Here is a 13,823-nt window from a genome sequence, read left to right on the forward strand (position 1 = left end):
TAAAATCTTGTAATGTAAAACGAATTTTACATTGCGGGGCTGTTCTTCGGTAAAGCTTTTGGCGGATACGGTGGGTGCGCTGATCCCGGATGGGCTCAGCGATCTGTATCGGGTTTGCGAAGAGCTTGGGTGGGGCGTGATCAACTATTGCCGGTATCGGCCGGAACTGAACGGGGAAGGGCGCGCGATCCCGTGCGCGCGGCGCAGGGCCTGATGGGCGCGCATCCCCTGGAGATCGTGCCGGACGTGCCGGCGATGGGCGCGGACAGCCTCCGCATCCTGATCGAAGGTTCGCCGGACGGTTTCCTGGTGCATGACATGACCGGGCGCATCCTCGACGTGAACGACCGCTTCTGCCGCGACCTGGGCTATAGCCGGGCGGAGCTGACCGGGCTGACGGTCGACGAGATATCCTGCGGCAGGGCGCGGGCTGCGAACGCAAGGCTGTGGGCCGCCGCGGTTCCGGGGGCCGCCGCCACCTTGTCGCAGATCGTCGTCCGCAAGGATCGCACCACCTATCCGGCCGAGGTTCGCCTTGCCTGCCAGATGGTCGCCGGCCGCAAGTTGTTCATGGCGTTCGTGCGGAACCTGGGCTTCCCCGCATCGCCCCGTGTCACATCGCCCGGGATCTCCACCCGCGACAGGGCGCGAGAGGCCCAGTCGGTCCATGGAAAGCTGCGCGCGGTTATGGACAGCGCCGACGACGTCATCGCTTTCCAGGATCGGCTGGGCCGTTGCCTGATGCTCAATCGCAGCGCGGAGGCGCTGGCGGGGTTGCCGCGCGGGGAAATCCTCGGCCGGAACGCGATCGAGATCTTCGGCGACGCGATCGGCATGCGCCTTCGCGCGGGGGAGGAGCAGGTCCTGTCGACTGGCATCTGCTCCGTCACCGAGGAAGTCTTCCGGGTGGATGGCGGGGAACGGATCTTCCTCATCACCCGGAGTCCGCATCGCAACGAACGGGGCGAGATCGACGGCCTGGTGAGTATCGCCCGCGACGTCACCGATCTTCGCGAGCGCGCCCGCCTGGTCGAGGCACGGTTGACGCAGGCGAATCTCTCGCTGGAAGAGGAGAAGCTGGCGCTTTCCCTGCGCACCGCCGAGCTGGGGCGGCAGGCCGGCGAGGATGCGCTGACCGGTATCGCCAACCGCCGCCGCTTCGACGAAGCGTTGAAACGGGCCTGCCTGCATGCCGCGCGCACGGGCCAGCCGCTTGCCCTGGCGATGGTCGATGTCGATTTCTTCAAGCTCTACAATGATTGCTACGGCCATGTGCGCGGCGATGCCGCGCTGAAGCGGATCGCCGATATCCTCGCCGACGCGGCCCGGCGGCCTTATGACCTTGCCGCGCGCTATGGCGGTGAGGAGTTCATGCTGTTGCTGCCCGGCACAGACCAGCCCCGACAGCTGCTCGAGGATATCGCGACCGAACTGGCACGGGCGCGGCTCCCGCATGCCGCGTCGCCCATTTCGCCCTTCGTGACGATGAGCTGCGGCTGTGTGGTGGTGACCGATCCCGGCGCGATCGCGCCTGCAGACATCATCGGGGAGAGCGACAAGGCATTGTACCGGGCGAAGAAGGAAGGGCGAGACCGGGTCGTGGTTACCCGCTTCTGATCGGGCTTTGTAAAACCTTGTAAAGCGGGCGAAATGGCGCGCGACTTCCTATGATCTAACCGGTTACACGCATGGTTGCGAACCTCCCATCGGTCGCAGTCGCCGCCGAGTTGAGGCTCGGCGGCGGCATCTCTATGGTTCTCCCCGGTGGACCATGAGGGGGAACGAATTGCGTTGTGCTTTCTGGATCACGGCTGCCTTCTGCGCCCTTCTGGCCGGTTGCGTCGCGCCGATCGAGCGGAGCGACCTGATCGTCGGCGAGCCTTCGGTGCCGCCAGCGACGCGCTTCACCATCGCCGGCACGGACACCAGTACGCCGATCGGCATCGAGGCGCGCGAGGAAGTGCGTCGCGCCCTGGTCGCAGCCGGCCTGCAGGAGGATCCTGCCGCGTCGGTCCGCGTCGATGTGGGGTTCGCGGTAGCGCGCAAGGCGCTCCAGGTAGCGCTTCCGGGCGTCAGGCCGGTTCCCGACGATCCCGAAGGCATCGCCACCTGCCGTCGTAGCCAGTATGTCCTGTCGGTCGCGATGATCGCGCGGGACAGCGGTCGGGTGCTCTTCCGGAGCGCGGCGACCGCGCATCGCTGCCCGCGCTCGGTCCGGAAGGTGCTGCCGCTGCTGGCCCGCGCCGCCCTGTCAGGCAGCCCCTGGACTGGCGGGAAGGACTAGGGTGAAGCAGGCGCCGCCGCCTGGTGCGGCGCGATAGACCAGGACGCCGTTGTGGCGCTCCGCCACGGTGCGGGCATAGGCGAGGCCCAGGCCGGCGCTTAGGCCCTTCTTCTCCTTCGATGTCGGGCCGAAGCGCTCGAACAGCCAGGGCAGCTGTTCGGCGGGCACGCCGGATCCGGCGTCCCGCACCTCGACGCGCTGCCAGCGTGCGCCTTCCTCCGTCACCGCTTCCAGGGTGCAATGAACCTCTCCCCCTTCTGGGCTGAATTTCACGGCATTGTCGAGCAGGTTGAGCAGCGTGCGCGTCAATGCCTGGTGCTCGCCCTGGATGCAGTGCGGTTCCAAGCCGGCATCGACGACGACGCGCACGCCCTTGGCGTTGGCGAGCGGCCAGACCGCGTCGCTCGCTTCGGCCAGGCAATCCGCCACGTCGATTTCCTCGGGCTGGAAGGCAGCGGTCTCCAGCCGGGCAAACTGTACGAAATCCTCGGCCAGGCGCAGCGTTCGGCGGGCATGGCCGGTGAGCCGGCGCGCGAGACTATCGGGAATATCCTTGCCCGGTTCGCCCTCGACCAGCGCCACGATCGCGGCCTGGGGGGAGCGCATGTCGTGGCTGAGGAACTCGATCGCGACCTCGCGGTCGCGCTCCGCGGCGCGGATCGCGCTGATGTCGGCGAGCAGCAGAATCCAGCCGCGCTGCTCGGCAGTCGCACCGGTGAGGGCGGTCTTGCGCGGCGAGAAGCTGCGTCCGTCGGAAAGGCGCAAGTCCTCCGCCGGCGGTTCCTGGATCAGCCGCGCCACTTCCGACAGGTCGAGCGGGCCGTCGAGCAGCAGCTGTGCGGGCTGGTTGGCCAGGAGCACCTCGCCTGACAGGGTCGTCACGATCAATGGATCGGCAACCCCCTCGATCGTGTCCGCGACGAACTGCTTGAGATCGCGCAGGCGCGCAATCGAGCTGCTCAGCGCCAGCGCATTGCTGCCCGTCGGATCGAGCCCCACGGGCGCGGAAGGGGCGATGGCGCTGTCCGCCCCGAAGCGGGTCAGCTCATCGGACATCGCGCGGTGGATGGCGCTCAACCGGCGCCATCCCCAGAGCGGATAGACCAGCGCGAGCGCCAGCAGTGCCGATACCGGCGGGATCCAGATGCCGGCGAGCAGGAGCAGGATGATGGGCAGCGTCGCCGTCACCGCGAAGATCGCCAGCGCTGCGAGCAGGGACTGGGTCGGCCGCAACCGCAGGAAGAGCAGCAGCAGGATGATGCTGGGCAATCCGGCGAAGAGCAGGCGCCACGGCGTCGATGCGAGCTGGACGAAGCGGTCGGCGAGCAGCGCGTTCAGCAGATTGGCCTGCACCTCCACGCCGGGCAGGGTGCCCGCGCCCGCGACGAAATGCCGGTCGCCAAGGCCCGCCGCGGTGGCGCCGACCAGGATCAGCTTGTTCTCGAGGAAGCCATGGGGAACGTCGCCCGCGAGCACGTCCTTGAACGGCACGGTGCGGAAGCTGCCCGCTGCGGCATAGGGCACGAACACCCGGTAGTCGCCCTGCGCGGCGGCGTGGGCAAAGGCCGGCGAGGGCGCGCGGTTGGCCAGCCGATAGGCCGTCTCGGCGAGATGCGGGAAGGGGTGGCCGTCGATGTCGAGGGCGAGCAGCGCGGCGCGGGCGCTGCCGTCCGGATCGTGCGGCAGCGCGACGTGGCCGAGCGCCGCCGCCGCCTCGCGCTCGGGCGAGATCGGAAGGGTCGCGTCGAATTCCCTGCCGGCGGTGCCGGGTGCCTCTAGCAGGATGGGCAGGGCGATCGGCGCGCGGCGCATCGACCCGGCCAGTGCCCGATCCTCGGCGGGGCGCGCGGCGGGCTCGGTAAAGAGCACGTCATAGGCGATCGCGGCGGGCCGGGCCGCCGTCATGCGCGCGAGCGCCTGGGCATGGATGTCGCGGCGCCAAGGCCAATGGCCGAGCGCGGCAACGCTGGCATCGTCGATCGCGACGATCAGTATCCGGTCGGAGGGCGGCGCGGCACGGAAGCGGACCAGGCCGTCATAGAGCGCACTGTCCAGCCGGGAGACGCCGCCACCCAGCACCAGGCCGCTGGAAACGGCCAGTGCCAGCAGGGCGATCGCCGTCCACTCCAGCAGCAGCCGGGTGCGGGCCAAGGTCAGCGATCCGCCTTGCGCCTGGCGGACGGGCCGGCGATCGTCAGCTTCTCCGGATTGGTCCAGGTCTCGACGGTATCGTCCGCCTCGATCTGCAACAGGCCGACGCGCCAGTGATAGACGCCGGGCGTGAGCCGGTGGAGCGTGAGCGAGTCCTGCTCGAGCCCGACTCGATCGACGATCGGAGGGGCCTCGGGCGTGTCGCTCAGCAGCTGGAAGCGATAGCGGCGAGTGCCATTGCCCGAGCCCCACCAGCGGAAGCGATAACCATCGTCCGCCGTGTCGACCGAGGCATGGAGCGAGGCGAGGCGGCGCTTGAAGCCATAGCTCTGGGCAAAGCCTTCGACACCGCTCGGCGCGATCGCCGAGATGCGCGCGAACTGGTTGCCATTGGGAATGTCGGTGAAGGTGAAACGGCCATCCTCGGAGACCTGCTCGACATTATTGTCGATGAAGCCCGCATCGCTGGCGATGACCAGTCGATAGCGCGCGGCGCCCGGCGTCGGCGCGGCGCGGAACGCGACATTGTCGTCGAGCTGCACGGCGCCCGGATCCTCGAGCGCGGGGGCAGGGAGCAGCGGCTCGGTACGCACCGCGCCGTCGCCGTCGCGGGCCGCGCCGATGCCGGGATCGAGCGCCAGCGCGCGCGTCTGCCCGTCGCTGTCGGTGACGAGCACATGGCCGCTCAGCACTTCGGTGATCGCCGTTCCCGCCGCGAACGACACGCGGAACTCGGTGCCGCGCACGGCTGTCATGCTCACCGGCGTCTCGATCCGGTACCTGCCGGACGGTCCCTCCAGCGGCTGGACCTTGGTCTCCAGCCGGCCGCTGGTGATCTCCAGGCGATAGTCGATCGCGTTCGTGAGCAGGATGCGGCGCAATTCACGGACCCGCACGCGGCTTTGCGAGGGCAGCACGATCCGCGACTGATCGGCAAGGATCAGCGTGGCGAAGCTGTTGGCGGCAGTGGCGATGAACATGCCCTCGTCGATGCTCGCGCCGATCACCGCGGAGGCTTCGCGCCCGTTGACGGTAATCGCCACCTTGCCGCGATAGCTGGCCAGCCGGGCGGGCTCGATCCGGTAGCGCAGCCAGCTTCGCGGGATCAGGAGCTGCCGACCCGTCGGCAGGCGGCGCGGGTTCTGCACCCGGGCGAGCTTGAGCAGCGCGCGCCAGTCGCGTCCCTCGACCAGATATTTGCGGCTCAGCTGGTCAGCCGTATCGCCGCGCCGGATGACATAGGCGATGGCATTGGCATGCGGCGCGGGCCGCGTGACGGGTGGGGGCGTGTCGAGGATCATTGCAACTCCTCCGCGCCGAACTGCTCCATGCGATAGCCGAAGCCGGAGATCGCCACGATGCGGTAGCCATTGGCGGGGGTCAGGTTGAGTTTGGCGCGGATGCGCGAGACGTGCATGTCGAGCGTGCGGGTAGGGAGGTCGCCCGCGCTCTGCCAGATCTTCTCGAGCAGATAGCTGCGCGACAGCGGCCGGTGCATGTTCTCGAAGAGCAGCAGCGCGAGCCCGAACTCCTTGGCGCTGAGCGGGATATCGGCGCCCTCGAAGCGCACATGGCCGGTCAGCCGGTCGAAGCCGTATTTGCCGAAGATCGAGACGCGCTGCTGCGCGGCATCGGGCAGCGAGCGGCGGAGCACCGCGCCAACGCGCGCGGCGATCACGATCGAGCTCTCGGGCTTGACCACATAGTCATCGGCCCCGGTCTGCAGGGCGACGGCGATGTCGTCCTTGTCCGAGCGGCTGGTCAGCATGATGATCGCGGTCGAATGCGCTCCTGTGCCGCGGATCGAGCGGAGCAGGTCGATGCCCAGGCTGTCGGGCAGGTTCCAGTCGAGCAGGATGAGGTCGAAGGTCTGGCGGCGCAGCGCGGCGAGCAGGGCGGCGCCGGTCCGGAACGGGGTGCAGACATATCCGGCTGCGGTCAGCGCGGCACTGACGAAGTCGATGATCTCCTCGTCATCGTCGACCACGGCGATGTGCATCGCACCGTTCTGGTCCGGGAACCCCGGCTTAACAGCGACCATCGCGGCTGAAACCGTTACGCAAGTACGTCTCGTCCTTTGTCATTGAGAGCGAGCATTTATTCCCGAACTCCAGATGTCGGTGTCGCGTGCGTTTCCTCCAGATCGATCGCGCCGAATGGACGCGGGGCTTTCCTGGCTGCTACCAACTCGCCTCACGGTGAGGTGCTAGCAAAGCGCTGCCCACGGGGACAGTCATTGCCGGTGTAAACTGTTGTAACGGGAAGGTGCGGTTCGAGCCCTCCTGTCCGCGCGCTGGCGCAATCGTCGCGGAGCGCGATTGTAAACTGTTGTAACCGAAGCTCATTTGATCGGGCTTTGCCCAGGCGGATGGGATATTGGCGGGCCGTCTCGGGACGCGTGGCTCAGGGGTGCGCGCGTTCGTGCAGACGATATTCGCCCCCCTCCGGACAGCACGCCCCACGTGCTCCCGGAGTCCCGGCCGGTCCGACTCTCCCTCGATTGTCGGGCCGTGCTGCCCCGCCGGGTCCCCCGGCCCGGCGGGGCTAGGCGCATGGCTGGCAGGGGAGCGCCCCATCCCGATGTAAAATCTTGTCAGGCAGGCGGGCTTCCGATTGTCCGGGCCAAGGCCCTGATTTACCTGGGGAAGACCGGCGGAGTGCCGGGATCCGAACGGCGGCGAGGCGCGGGGACCGCGTCGCATGTCAGTAACGGAAACCATATGACGCTTGATTTGCCCACCGCGATCCTGGGCGCGCTCCTCGAAAATGGCGAGAAGACCCTGGCAGGTATCGCCCATGACCCCATGCCCGTCGTCAAGCTGCACTGCCCCGATACCGGGGGCATCTGGCTCCTGACGGAACTCGACCCGAGGGATCCCGACCGGGCCTTTGGGCTGTGCGATCCGCTTCCCGGCGCCCCGCGCGTGTGCACGGTTTCGCTTGCCGAACTCGGCAAGTTTCGCGGGCCGCTGGGCCTGGCGATCGAACGGGACCTGCTCTTCCAGGCGGACCGGTCGCTGCGCGCCTATGGCGAAGGGGCGCTGGCCGCGGGACGGATCATCGCCTGAGCGGGACCTGATCCGCAGCGACCGATCTTCGCTGGTTGTTGCGAGTCATTCGCAAACTTACTAGAGCCGCGACATGCGGACGAACGCACTCGTCATATCCCGGCTCGTAGTTTCGGAGAGGCCGTCCCTGTTGCGGCTGATCGGGCGGATTGTCGGCAATCCGGCGGCGGCCGAGGATGTGACGCAGAGCCTGTGGCTGCGGGCGCAGCGCATCGCGGACGATCCGCCGATCACCAATCAACGCGCCTATCTCTATCGCCTCGCCACCAATCTCGCGATCGATCACCTCAAGGGCGAGGCGCGCCGATCCGACATCGAGGTCGAGGCGCAGGCGCTGCTCTGGGGATGCGACGAAGCGCTTGCGGCCGAGCGGGTGGCGATCGCCAACGACACGCTCGCCCGGGTGGAGGCGGCGGCGCGGGCGCTGCCCGAGCAGACGCGGCGGGTGTTCGAGCTGCATCGCTATGAAGGGCTGTCGCAGCGTGCGGTCGCCGAGCGGCTGGGGGTTTCGACCACCACGGTCGAGAAGCATATGCGGCGCGCGATGCAACTGCTGGCCAGGGCGCGCGACGGCGAATGAGGAAATCGCGGTATCGGGGGTTGGGTGTTTGGCGCGACTGACAGTCCTATGCGCGGAGGGGCTCTTGCGCGAACGGATGACGGGATCGATGGACAGGTCCGGCGAGATTGCCGAGCGCGCGCGCGAATGGGTGCGGCTGCTCGCCTCGGGTGAGATGCGCGGCGGGGCGCTGGCGGAACTCCGGCAGTGGCTGGCGGCGGACCCTGCGCATGCCCGTGCCTTCGAGCGCGAGCGGGCCTTCTGGCAGGAACTGGAGGTGCATCGCGGCCTGTTCGCCCAGCCCGAGCTGTCGCCGGTGACCGCGCGGCGGGATCGCCGGAGTGGAGGCGGATGGCGCGCGCTGCCGCGGCCGGTGCGGCGCGGGCTGGTGGGGGCGGGAATGGCGGCCTGCCTCGCCGCGCTGGTCGCCGCACCTGAGCTGAACGTCCGGCTGCGGGCTGATCACCTGACCGGCACCGGCGAGATCCGTTCGGTCGCGCTGGCGGACGGTTCCGCCGCCATGCTCGACAGCGGATCGGCGATTGCCGTCGAGTATGCCCAGGGCGAGCGCCGGGTGCGGCTGCTGCGCGGGCGAGCCTGGTTCAACGTCGCGCATGGCGACCGGCGGCCGTTCCGCGTCGATGCGGCGGGCGGCACCACCGAGGATGTCGGCACCGCCTTCGAAGTCTCGACCGGCAATGGCGAGGGCGCCGATGTCGCGGTTAGCCAGGGCGCGGTACGGGTGATCGCGGCGCGCGGGGCGACGCCGCTGACTGCCGGGCAGCGCGCACATTATGTCGATGGGGCTGTTGCGCGGCTGGCGGACGTGCGGCCCGATCGGATTGCGGCCTGGCGTGCGGGCGAGCTGCTGATCGATCGGCAGCCCGCCGCTGCCGCAATCGCCGAGATCCGCCGCTATCGTGCCGCGCCGGTGATACTGATGGCCGATCTTGGTCGGGCAAAGCCGGTCAGCGGCGTGTTCCGGATCGATCGTCCCGACGATGCGCTGGCCGCGATTGCCGCCGCCGCGGGGCTGCGGATGACCCGCCTGCCGGGCGGGATTCTGCTGATCCGATAAAAATCACCGAAAGGGGGTTGGGTGTTTCTCTCCGGCGCCAGTCTCTCAGATGCATAACTGATAATGATTAGCATATGCATTTGAAGGGGCCGCGCGGGGCGGCGCTCATCGAACCGGGGGCTCCATGCTTCGTTCCAACTTCGCCATGTCCGTTGCCATTCGCTGCCTGCGCAGCGCGAGCGTGATCGCGCTCGCCATGGGCGCGACCGTCGCGCACGCCCAGAGCGGCAATGGTGCGGTGCAGGGATTCGATATTCCGGCGGCGACGCTCGAGGAAGCGCTGCGTATCTATATGCGGCAATCGGGCGTGCAGGTATCCTGGAGCGGGATCGACGGCACCGCGATCCGGGTGAACGCAGTTAAGGGCAATCTCTCCGCCGCAGCCGCGCTGAGCCGGCTGCTCGAGGGGACGGGGCTGACCTATCGCTTCACCGCCGCGACCTCGGCGATCCTGGAAGCCGCGCCGCGTGCCGATGCCGGTACGGTCCAGCTCGGCACGCTGCGCGTCGAGGGTGCGAATGACGGTGCGGGTGGCGGTGCCCGGGGTGCGGGCGGCACGGTCGCCGGCAATGCGGGCGAGGGACGGACCTTCACCGGCGCCCAGTCCACCGCCTATTTCAGCCGGGAGCGGATCGAGCGCTTCCGCGGCACCTCGCCGGGCGACTTCCTGAGCGGCACGCCGGGCGTGCTCAACGGCGACAACCGCAATTCGGGCGCGCTCGACGTCAACATCCGCGGCATGCAGGGGATGGACCGCGTGCCGGTGGTTATCGACGGATCGCTCCAGCAATCGACCGTCTATCGCGGCTATTCCGGCGTGGCGGGGCGCACCTATCTCGATCCCGACCTGGTCGGCAGCGTGACGATCGAGAAGGGGCCGAGCGCCGCTGCCGACGGCGTCGGCGCGACCGGCGGCCTGGTGCGTGTCGATACGATCGGCGCGAAGGACCTGATCGCCGAGGGTAACGACTTCGGCATCCGCTTCCGCGGCGGACTGTCCGGCAACAATGTCGCGCCGCCGCCGACGGCGACGCCGGGCACCGGCACGGGCAGCGCCGAGCGGTTCGACCGGCCGGGGGCGCTCGACCTGGGTGGCTGGAACTTCAGCGTCGCTGCCGCCGGGCGTGTCGGCGATATCGAGCTGGTCGGCGCGGTCGCGCGGCGCAAGCTCGGCAACTATTTCGGCGGCGAGCACGGCACCGTGCCGCCGGGCGGCACCGGCACGCTCGGCAATGTCCTCCAGCGCTACAATCTGGGCGAGGAAGTGCTCAGCACCTCGCAGGACAACAGCTCCTACCTGCTGCGCGGCACCTGGCGCTTCGGCGACGGGCATGGGATCGACCTGTCCTATGTCCGCTACGAAAGCGATTTCGGCGAGATGATGCCCTCGCAGATCATCCGCTTCGGCGGGGCGCTGCAGGCGCCGCTCAGCCGCGCCGAGGTCAACACCTATACCGCGCGCTATCGCTGGGATCCGGACAGCACCGACCTGATCAACCTGAAGATCGACGCCTGGAAGACCGACAGCTTCACCAGCATCGAGACGCTGTACCGATACGTCTTCCCCAACGGCAATGTCAGCGTGACCGACGCGGCCTATCAGAGCCAGTCGACCCGCTGGGGCGTCAACCTCTCGAACCGCTCGACGCTGCACACGCCGCTCGGCCGGCTCGATCTAGACTATGGCGGCAGCTATGCGCGCGAGGACATGACTCCTCCGCGCGGCTGGGACACCTACAAGGGCAATTCGGGCTACACTTCGTTCGTCGAGCCGCGGCATGGCTGGCGCGACGAGTTCAGCGGCTTCATCGCCGGCGAGCTGAAGCCGAACGACTGGGTGATCTTCAACGCCGCGCTGCGCTACACCAACACCGTCTCGCAGGATCTGACCGAGACGCATACCTGGGCCGGCACGCCGCAGGTCGAGGTCACCGGCTATAACCGCGAAAGCAATGCCGGCTTCGCGCCGATCGCGTCCTTCCTGATCGAGCCCGTGAAGGGCCTGCAATTCTACGCCCGCTATGCCGAGGCGATCCGCAACCCCAGCCTGTTCGAATCCACCACGGGTTTTTCCTTCTACCCCGATCCGCGCAACCCGATCCGGCCGGAGCATGCCCGCAACAGCGAAGTCGGCGCGAACCTGCAACTGGCGAACCTGGCGAAGGCCGGCGACCTGCTCCAGGCCAAGCTTGCCTATTTCAGCAACGATATCGACGACTACCTGACCCGCGGCATCAGCGAGGGCATGACCTCGATCATCAATATCGAGAAGGCGCGGCTGCAGGGTGTGGAGGCATCGTTCCAATATGATGCCGGCGTGGTCTTCGCCGATTTCGGCGGCACCTATTACACCTTCAAGCAGTTCTGCGGGACCAACCACACCTGCCGCGAGGGGGGCACGGCGGACAGCTATGTCCCGGCGCATTTGCCGCCCAAGCTGAGCCTGAACGTCAACGCGGGCGTCCGCCTGCTCGACGAGCGGCTCACCCTGGGCGGGCGCTATCGCCATGTCGGCGGGCGCGACACGCCGATCATCACCTTTGGCGGCTCGATGACCAGCATCGACTGGTCGCCGTACGACCTGTTCGACGCCTATGGCACCTTCGACATCAGCGACGATCTGCGGCTCGACGTGGCGATCGATAACCTGACCGATCGCTATTACATGGACGCGCTGACGCTGGGGCTGATGCCTTCGCCGGGGCGGACGGTCCGGATCGGGATGACCGCCGGCTTTGGCGGCCCCGCGCGCAGCCGGTCGCGCGATGCCCGCCAGCGGGCGATCGAGGCGCTGAACGGGCGCCCGGCGCTGGCCGCTTTCGACGGCGACTGGTCCGGCCCCTATATCGGGCTCGCGGCGGGGCACGACTTCGTCAAAAGCCGCCGCACCCGCTCGACCGCCGGCAACGGAGCGACCGGCGGGATTCCCGCCACCGAAGTCGGCGAGGCCGAGGGCAATGGCAGCCGGATCGGGCTGCTCGGCGGCTACACCTGGCAGCTGGCGCGGCACTGGGTGGTCGGCATCGAAGGCGATTTCGGCCTGAGCCGGGCGCGGTCGCGGCTCTACACCAACTCGACCGAGCTGCTGGTCAACACGTCGATCATCACGCCGCAGGACATGCGAAACCAGGCCGATACCGATTTCGCTTCGGACTGGACCGGCGGGCTGCGCGCGCGGCTGGGCTATGCGACGGGGCCGGTGCTGGTGTTCGGCAGCGCGGGTCTTGCGCTGATGCAGGAAGTGCAGACGCGCACCCAGTATCTGGACAATGCGGCAGCGTCCTATTTCAACGCCAATCGCCGTTTCAGCCAGAATTCGGCGCCGATGTTCTCGGAGAAGGACCGGCGGCTGGCGACCGGCTGGAGCGTGGGAGGCGGTGTCGAGTGGGCGCTCGGCAACAACTGGTCCGTGCGCGGCGACTATGGCTATGCGCGCTATGGCAGCGGCGCCTTCCGGTTCGACGATGCCCGCGCGGGCGTGGGGCGGAACTTCACCGTAGCCGGCGCGGTTCTCCGCGATCCGGTGACCAACGCCATCCTGCGCGATCCGGTGACCGGCGCGATCCTGCGCGAGATGACCAGCTACACCGGCACGTCGAGCACGGTGAACGGGCGGCGCACGCGCAGCAATGCCGATGCGCACAGCATCCGTCTCGGCGTGAACTTCCGGTTCTGAAGGAGCATGTGGATGACCGATGTGACGAACCTGCCGCGATCGCAGCGGCTCAAGCAGGCGACGCGGGAAGTGCATGACGGGCTCGATCGCTCGATCATGGACGCCGGCCTGTTCGAGAGCCTGCCCGGCTATGTCCGCTTCGTCGCGATGCAGCGGCGTTTCCACCGCGACATCGACGCGCTCTACGCCGATCCCGCGATGCGCGCGCTGCTGCCCGGGCTGGCCGACCGGCGCCGGTTGCCGCTGATCGAAGCCGACCTGGCCGATCTCGGACTGGGCGAGGCGGAGGCCGATGCGCCGGCGTTCGCGGCCGGCCAGGTGGACCCCGCCACGGCGCTCGGCTGGCTCTATGTCGCGGAAGGATCGAACATGGGGGCGGCGCTGCTGCGCAAGGCGGCGGCGAAGCTTGGCCTGTCCGATACGCATGGCGCGCGGCACCTGGCGCCGGCGCCGGAAGGGCCGGCCGCGCAGTGGCGCAGCTTCACCGCCGCGCTCGACGCGATACCGCTCGACGAGGCAGCGGAGGCGCGTGCCGTCGAAGGGGCGAAGGCGGCCTTTGCCCGGGTGCAGCGCCATGCCGACAGCGTCCTTGCCTGACGCCGAACCGGCAACGCCGCGCGGCGGACGCGCGACGCGGGCGGCCTGGCTGGTCGCCGGGCTCGCCTGCCTGGGCCTGGGCGGTGTCGGCATCGTCGTGCCGCTGATGCCGACGACGATCTTCGTCATCCTCGCCGCCGGGTGTTTCGCCCGATCCTCGCCGCGGCTCGATGCCTGGTTGCGCACCCACCCGCGCTTCGGCCCCCCGATCCGCGCCTGGCAGGCCGAGCGGGCGATCCCGGCGCGGGCGAAGCGGGCGGCCTGCATGGGGATCGCGCTCGGCTATGGCCTGTTCTGGCTCGGCGCGCGGCCGCATTGGCCCCTGGCGCTCACCGTTGCCGTGATGATGGGCGGCTGTGCGCTGTGGATCGTCACTCGGCCGCTGCCGAGCGCGGCGGGGCTGCCGTGAA

At 68.6% G+C, this 13,823-nt stretch carries 11 protein-coding genes; 8 read left to right on the plus strand and 3 right to left on the minus strand.

Going from position 1 to position 13,823, the window contains the following annotated elements:
• Positions 1–192: 192 nt before the first annotated feature.
• Together AC1RJ5_RS21595 and AC1RJ5_RS21600 are read left to right on the plus strand one after the other, a co-directional pair.
• Positions 193–1,617 (plus strand): sensor domain-containing diguanylate cyclase, encoded by a 1,425-nt coding sequence (locus AC1RJ5_RS21595; RefSeq protein WP_493115647.1) that lies wholly within the window; start codon positions 193–195, stop codon positions 1,615–1,617.
• A gap of 169 nt (positions 1,618–1,786) precedes the next feature.
• The gene (locus AC1RJ5_RS21600; protein WP_493115649.1) at positions 1,787–2,284 is read left to right on the plus strand and encodes a hypothetical protein; all 498 of its coding nucleotides are present in this window, start codon (positions 1,787–1,789) and stop codon (positions 2,282–2,284) included.
• On the opposite strand, the gene AC1RJ5_RS21605 is transcribed toward AC1RJ5_RS21600, so the two are convergent.
• The 3 genes from AC1RJ5_RS21605 to AC1RJ5_RS21615 are packed head-to-tail and all read right to left on the minus strand — an operon-like array spanning position 2,252 to position 6,476.
• Positions 2,252–4,435, minus strand: coding sequence for a CHASE2 and HATPase_c domain-containing protein (locus AC1RJ5_RS21605; protein WP_269575927.1), 2,184 nt, complete (start codon positions 4,433–4,435; stop codon positions 2,252–2,254). The genes AC1RJ5_RS21600 and AC1RJ5_RS21605 overlap by 33 nt on opposite strands.
• Positions 4,436–4,437: 2 nt before the next feature.
• Entirely contained in the window at positions 4,438–5,736 is a 1,299-nt protein-coding gene (locus tag AC1RJ5_RS21610) for a FecR family protein (RefSeq protein WP_493115651.1), read from the minus strand.
• Positions 5,733–6,476: a response regulator transcription factor gene (locus tag AC1RJ5_RS21615; protein WP_269575925.1), complete on the minus strand. Its 744-nt coding sequence runs from the start codon at positions 6,474–6,476 to the stop codon at positions 5,733–5,735. Before AC1RJ5_RS21615 ends, AC1RJ5_RS21610 begins: the two co-directional genes overlap by 4 nt.
• Before the next feature lie 679 nt (positions 6,477–7,155).
• Here AC1RJ5_RS21615 and AC1RJ5_RS21620 point away from each other — a divergent pair.
• The 6 genes from AC1RJ5_RS21620 (at position 7,156) to AC1RJ5_RS21645 (ending at position 13,822) form a co-directional block, all read left to right on the plus strand.
• Positions 7,156–7,503, plus strand: a complete 348-nt coding sequence (locus AC1RJ5_RS21620; RefSeq protein ID WP_269575924.1) for a DUF2958 domain-containing protein — start codon at positions 7,156–7,158, stop codon at positions 7,501–7,503.
• Between the two features lie 73 nt (positions 7,504–7,576).
• Entirely contained in the window at positions 7,577–8,083 is a 507-nt protein-coding gene (locus tag AC1RJ5_RS21625; protein WP_269575923.1) for an RNA polymerase sigma factor, read from the plus strand.
• A 76-nt stretch (positions 8,084–8,159) separates the two neighbouring features.
• A complete protein-coding gene (locus AC1RJ5_RS21630; protein ID WP_493115654.1) occupies positions 8,160–9,140 on the plus strand; it encodes a FecR family protein in 981 nt (326 codons plus the stop codon).
• Positions 9,141–9,264: 124 nt separating this feature from the next.
• Positions 9,265–12,816 carry a TonB-dependent receptor domain-containing protein gene (locus AC1RJ5_RS21635; RefSeq protein ID WP_493115656.1) on the plus strand — a complete coding sequence of 1,184 codons (3,552 nt, stop codon included), beginning with the start codon at positions 9,265–9,267 and terminating at the stop codon, positions 12,814–12,816.
• A 12-nt stretch (positions 12,817–12,828) separates the two neighbouring features.
• Positions 12,829–13,413 (plus strand): biliverdin-producing heme oxygenase, encoded by a 585-nt coding sequence (locus tag AC1RJ5_RS21640; protein WP_342249891.1) that lies wholly within the window; start codon positions 12,829–12,831, stop codon positions 13,411–13,413.
• On the plus strand, positions 13,406–13,822 hold the full coding sequence (locus AC1RJ5_RS21645) for a YbaN family protein (RefSeq protein ID WP_493115659.1): 417 nt from the start codon (positions 13,406–13,408) through the stop codon (positions 13,820–13,822). The genes AC1RJ5_RS21640 and AC1RJ5_RS21645 overlap by 8 nt, the downstream gene beginning before the upstream one ends.
• Position 13,823 lies beyond the last annotated feature (1 nt).

The sequence above is a fragment of the Sphingomonas sp. GW822-FHT03G08 genome (genome assembly GCF_058801135.1).

Bases quoted from the DNA above. Each gene is read 5' to 3' on its own strand.
- AC1RJ5_RS21620 (WP_269575924.1), top strand. From the start codon at position 7,156: ATGACGCTTGATTTGCCCACCGCGATCCTGGGCGCGCTCCTCGAAAAT.
- AC1RJ5_RS21625 (WP_269575923.1), top strand. From the start codon at position 7,577: ATGCGGACGAACGCACTCGTCATATCCCGGCTCGTAGTTTCGGAGAGG.
- AC1RJ5_RS21630 (WP_493115654.1), top strand. From the start codon at position 8,160: ATGACGGGATCGATGGACAGGTCCGGCGAGATTGCCGAGCGCGCGCGC.
- AC1RJ5_RS21640 (WP_342249891.1), top strand. From the start codon at position 12,829: ATGACCGATGTGACGAACCTGCCGCGATCGCAGCGGCTCAAGCAGGCG.
- AC1RJ5_RS21635 (WP_493115656.1), top strand. From the start codon at position 9,265: ATGCTTCGTTCCAACTTCGCCATGTCCGTTGCCATTCGCTGCCTGCGC.
- AC1RJ5_RS21610 (WP_493115651.1), bottom strand. From the start codon at position 5,736: ATGATCCTCGACACGCCCCCACCCGTCACGCGGCCCGCGCCGCATGCC.
- AC1RJ5_RS21615 (WP_269575925.1), bottom strand. From the start codon at position 6,476: ATGGTCGCTGTTAAGCCGGGGTTCCCGGACCAGAACGGTGCGATGCAC.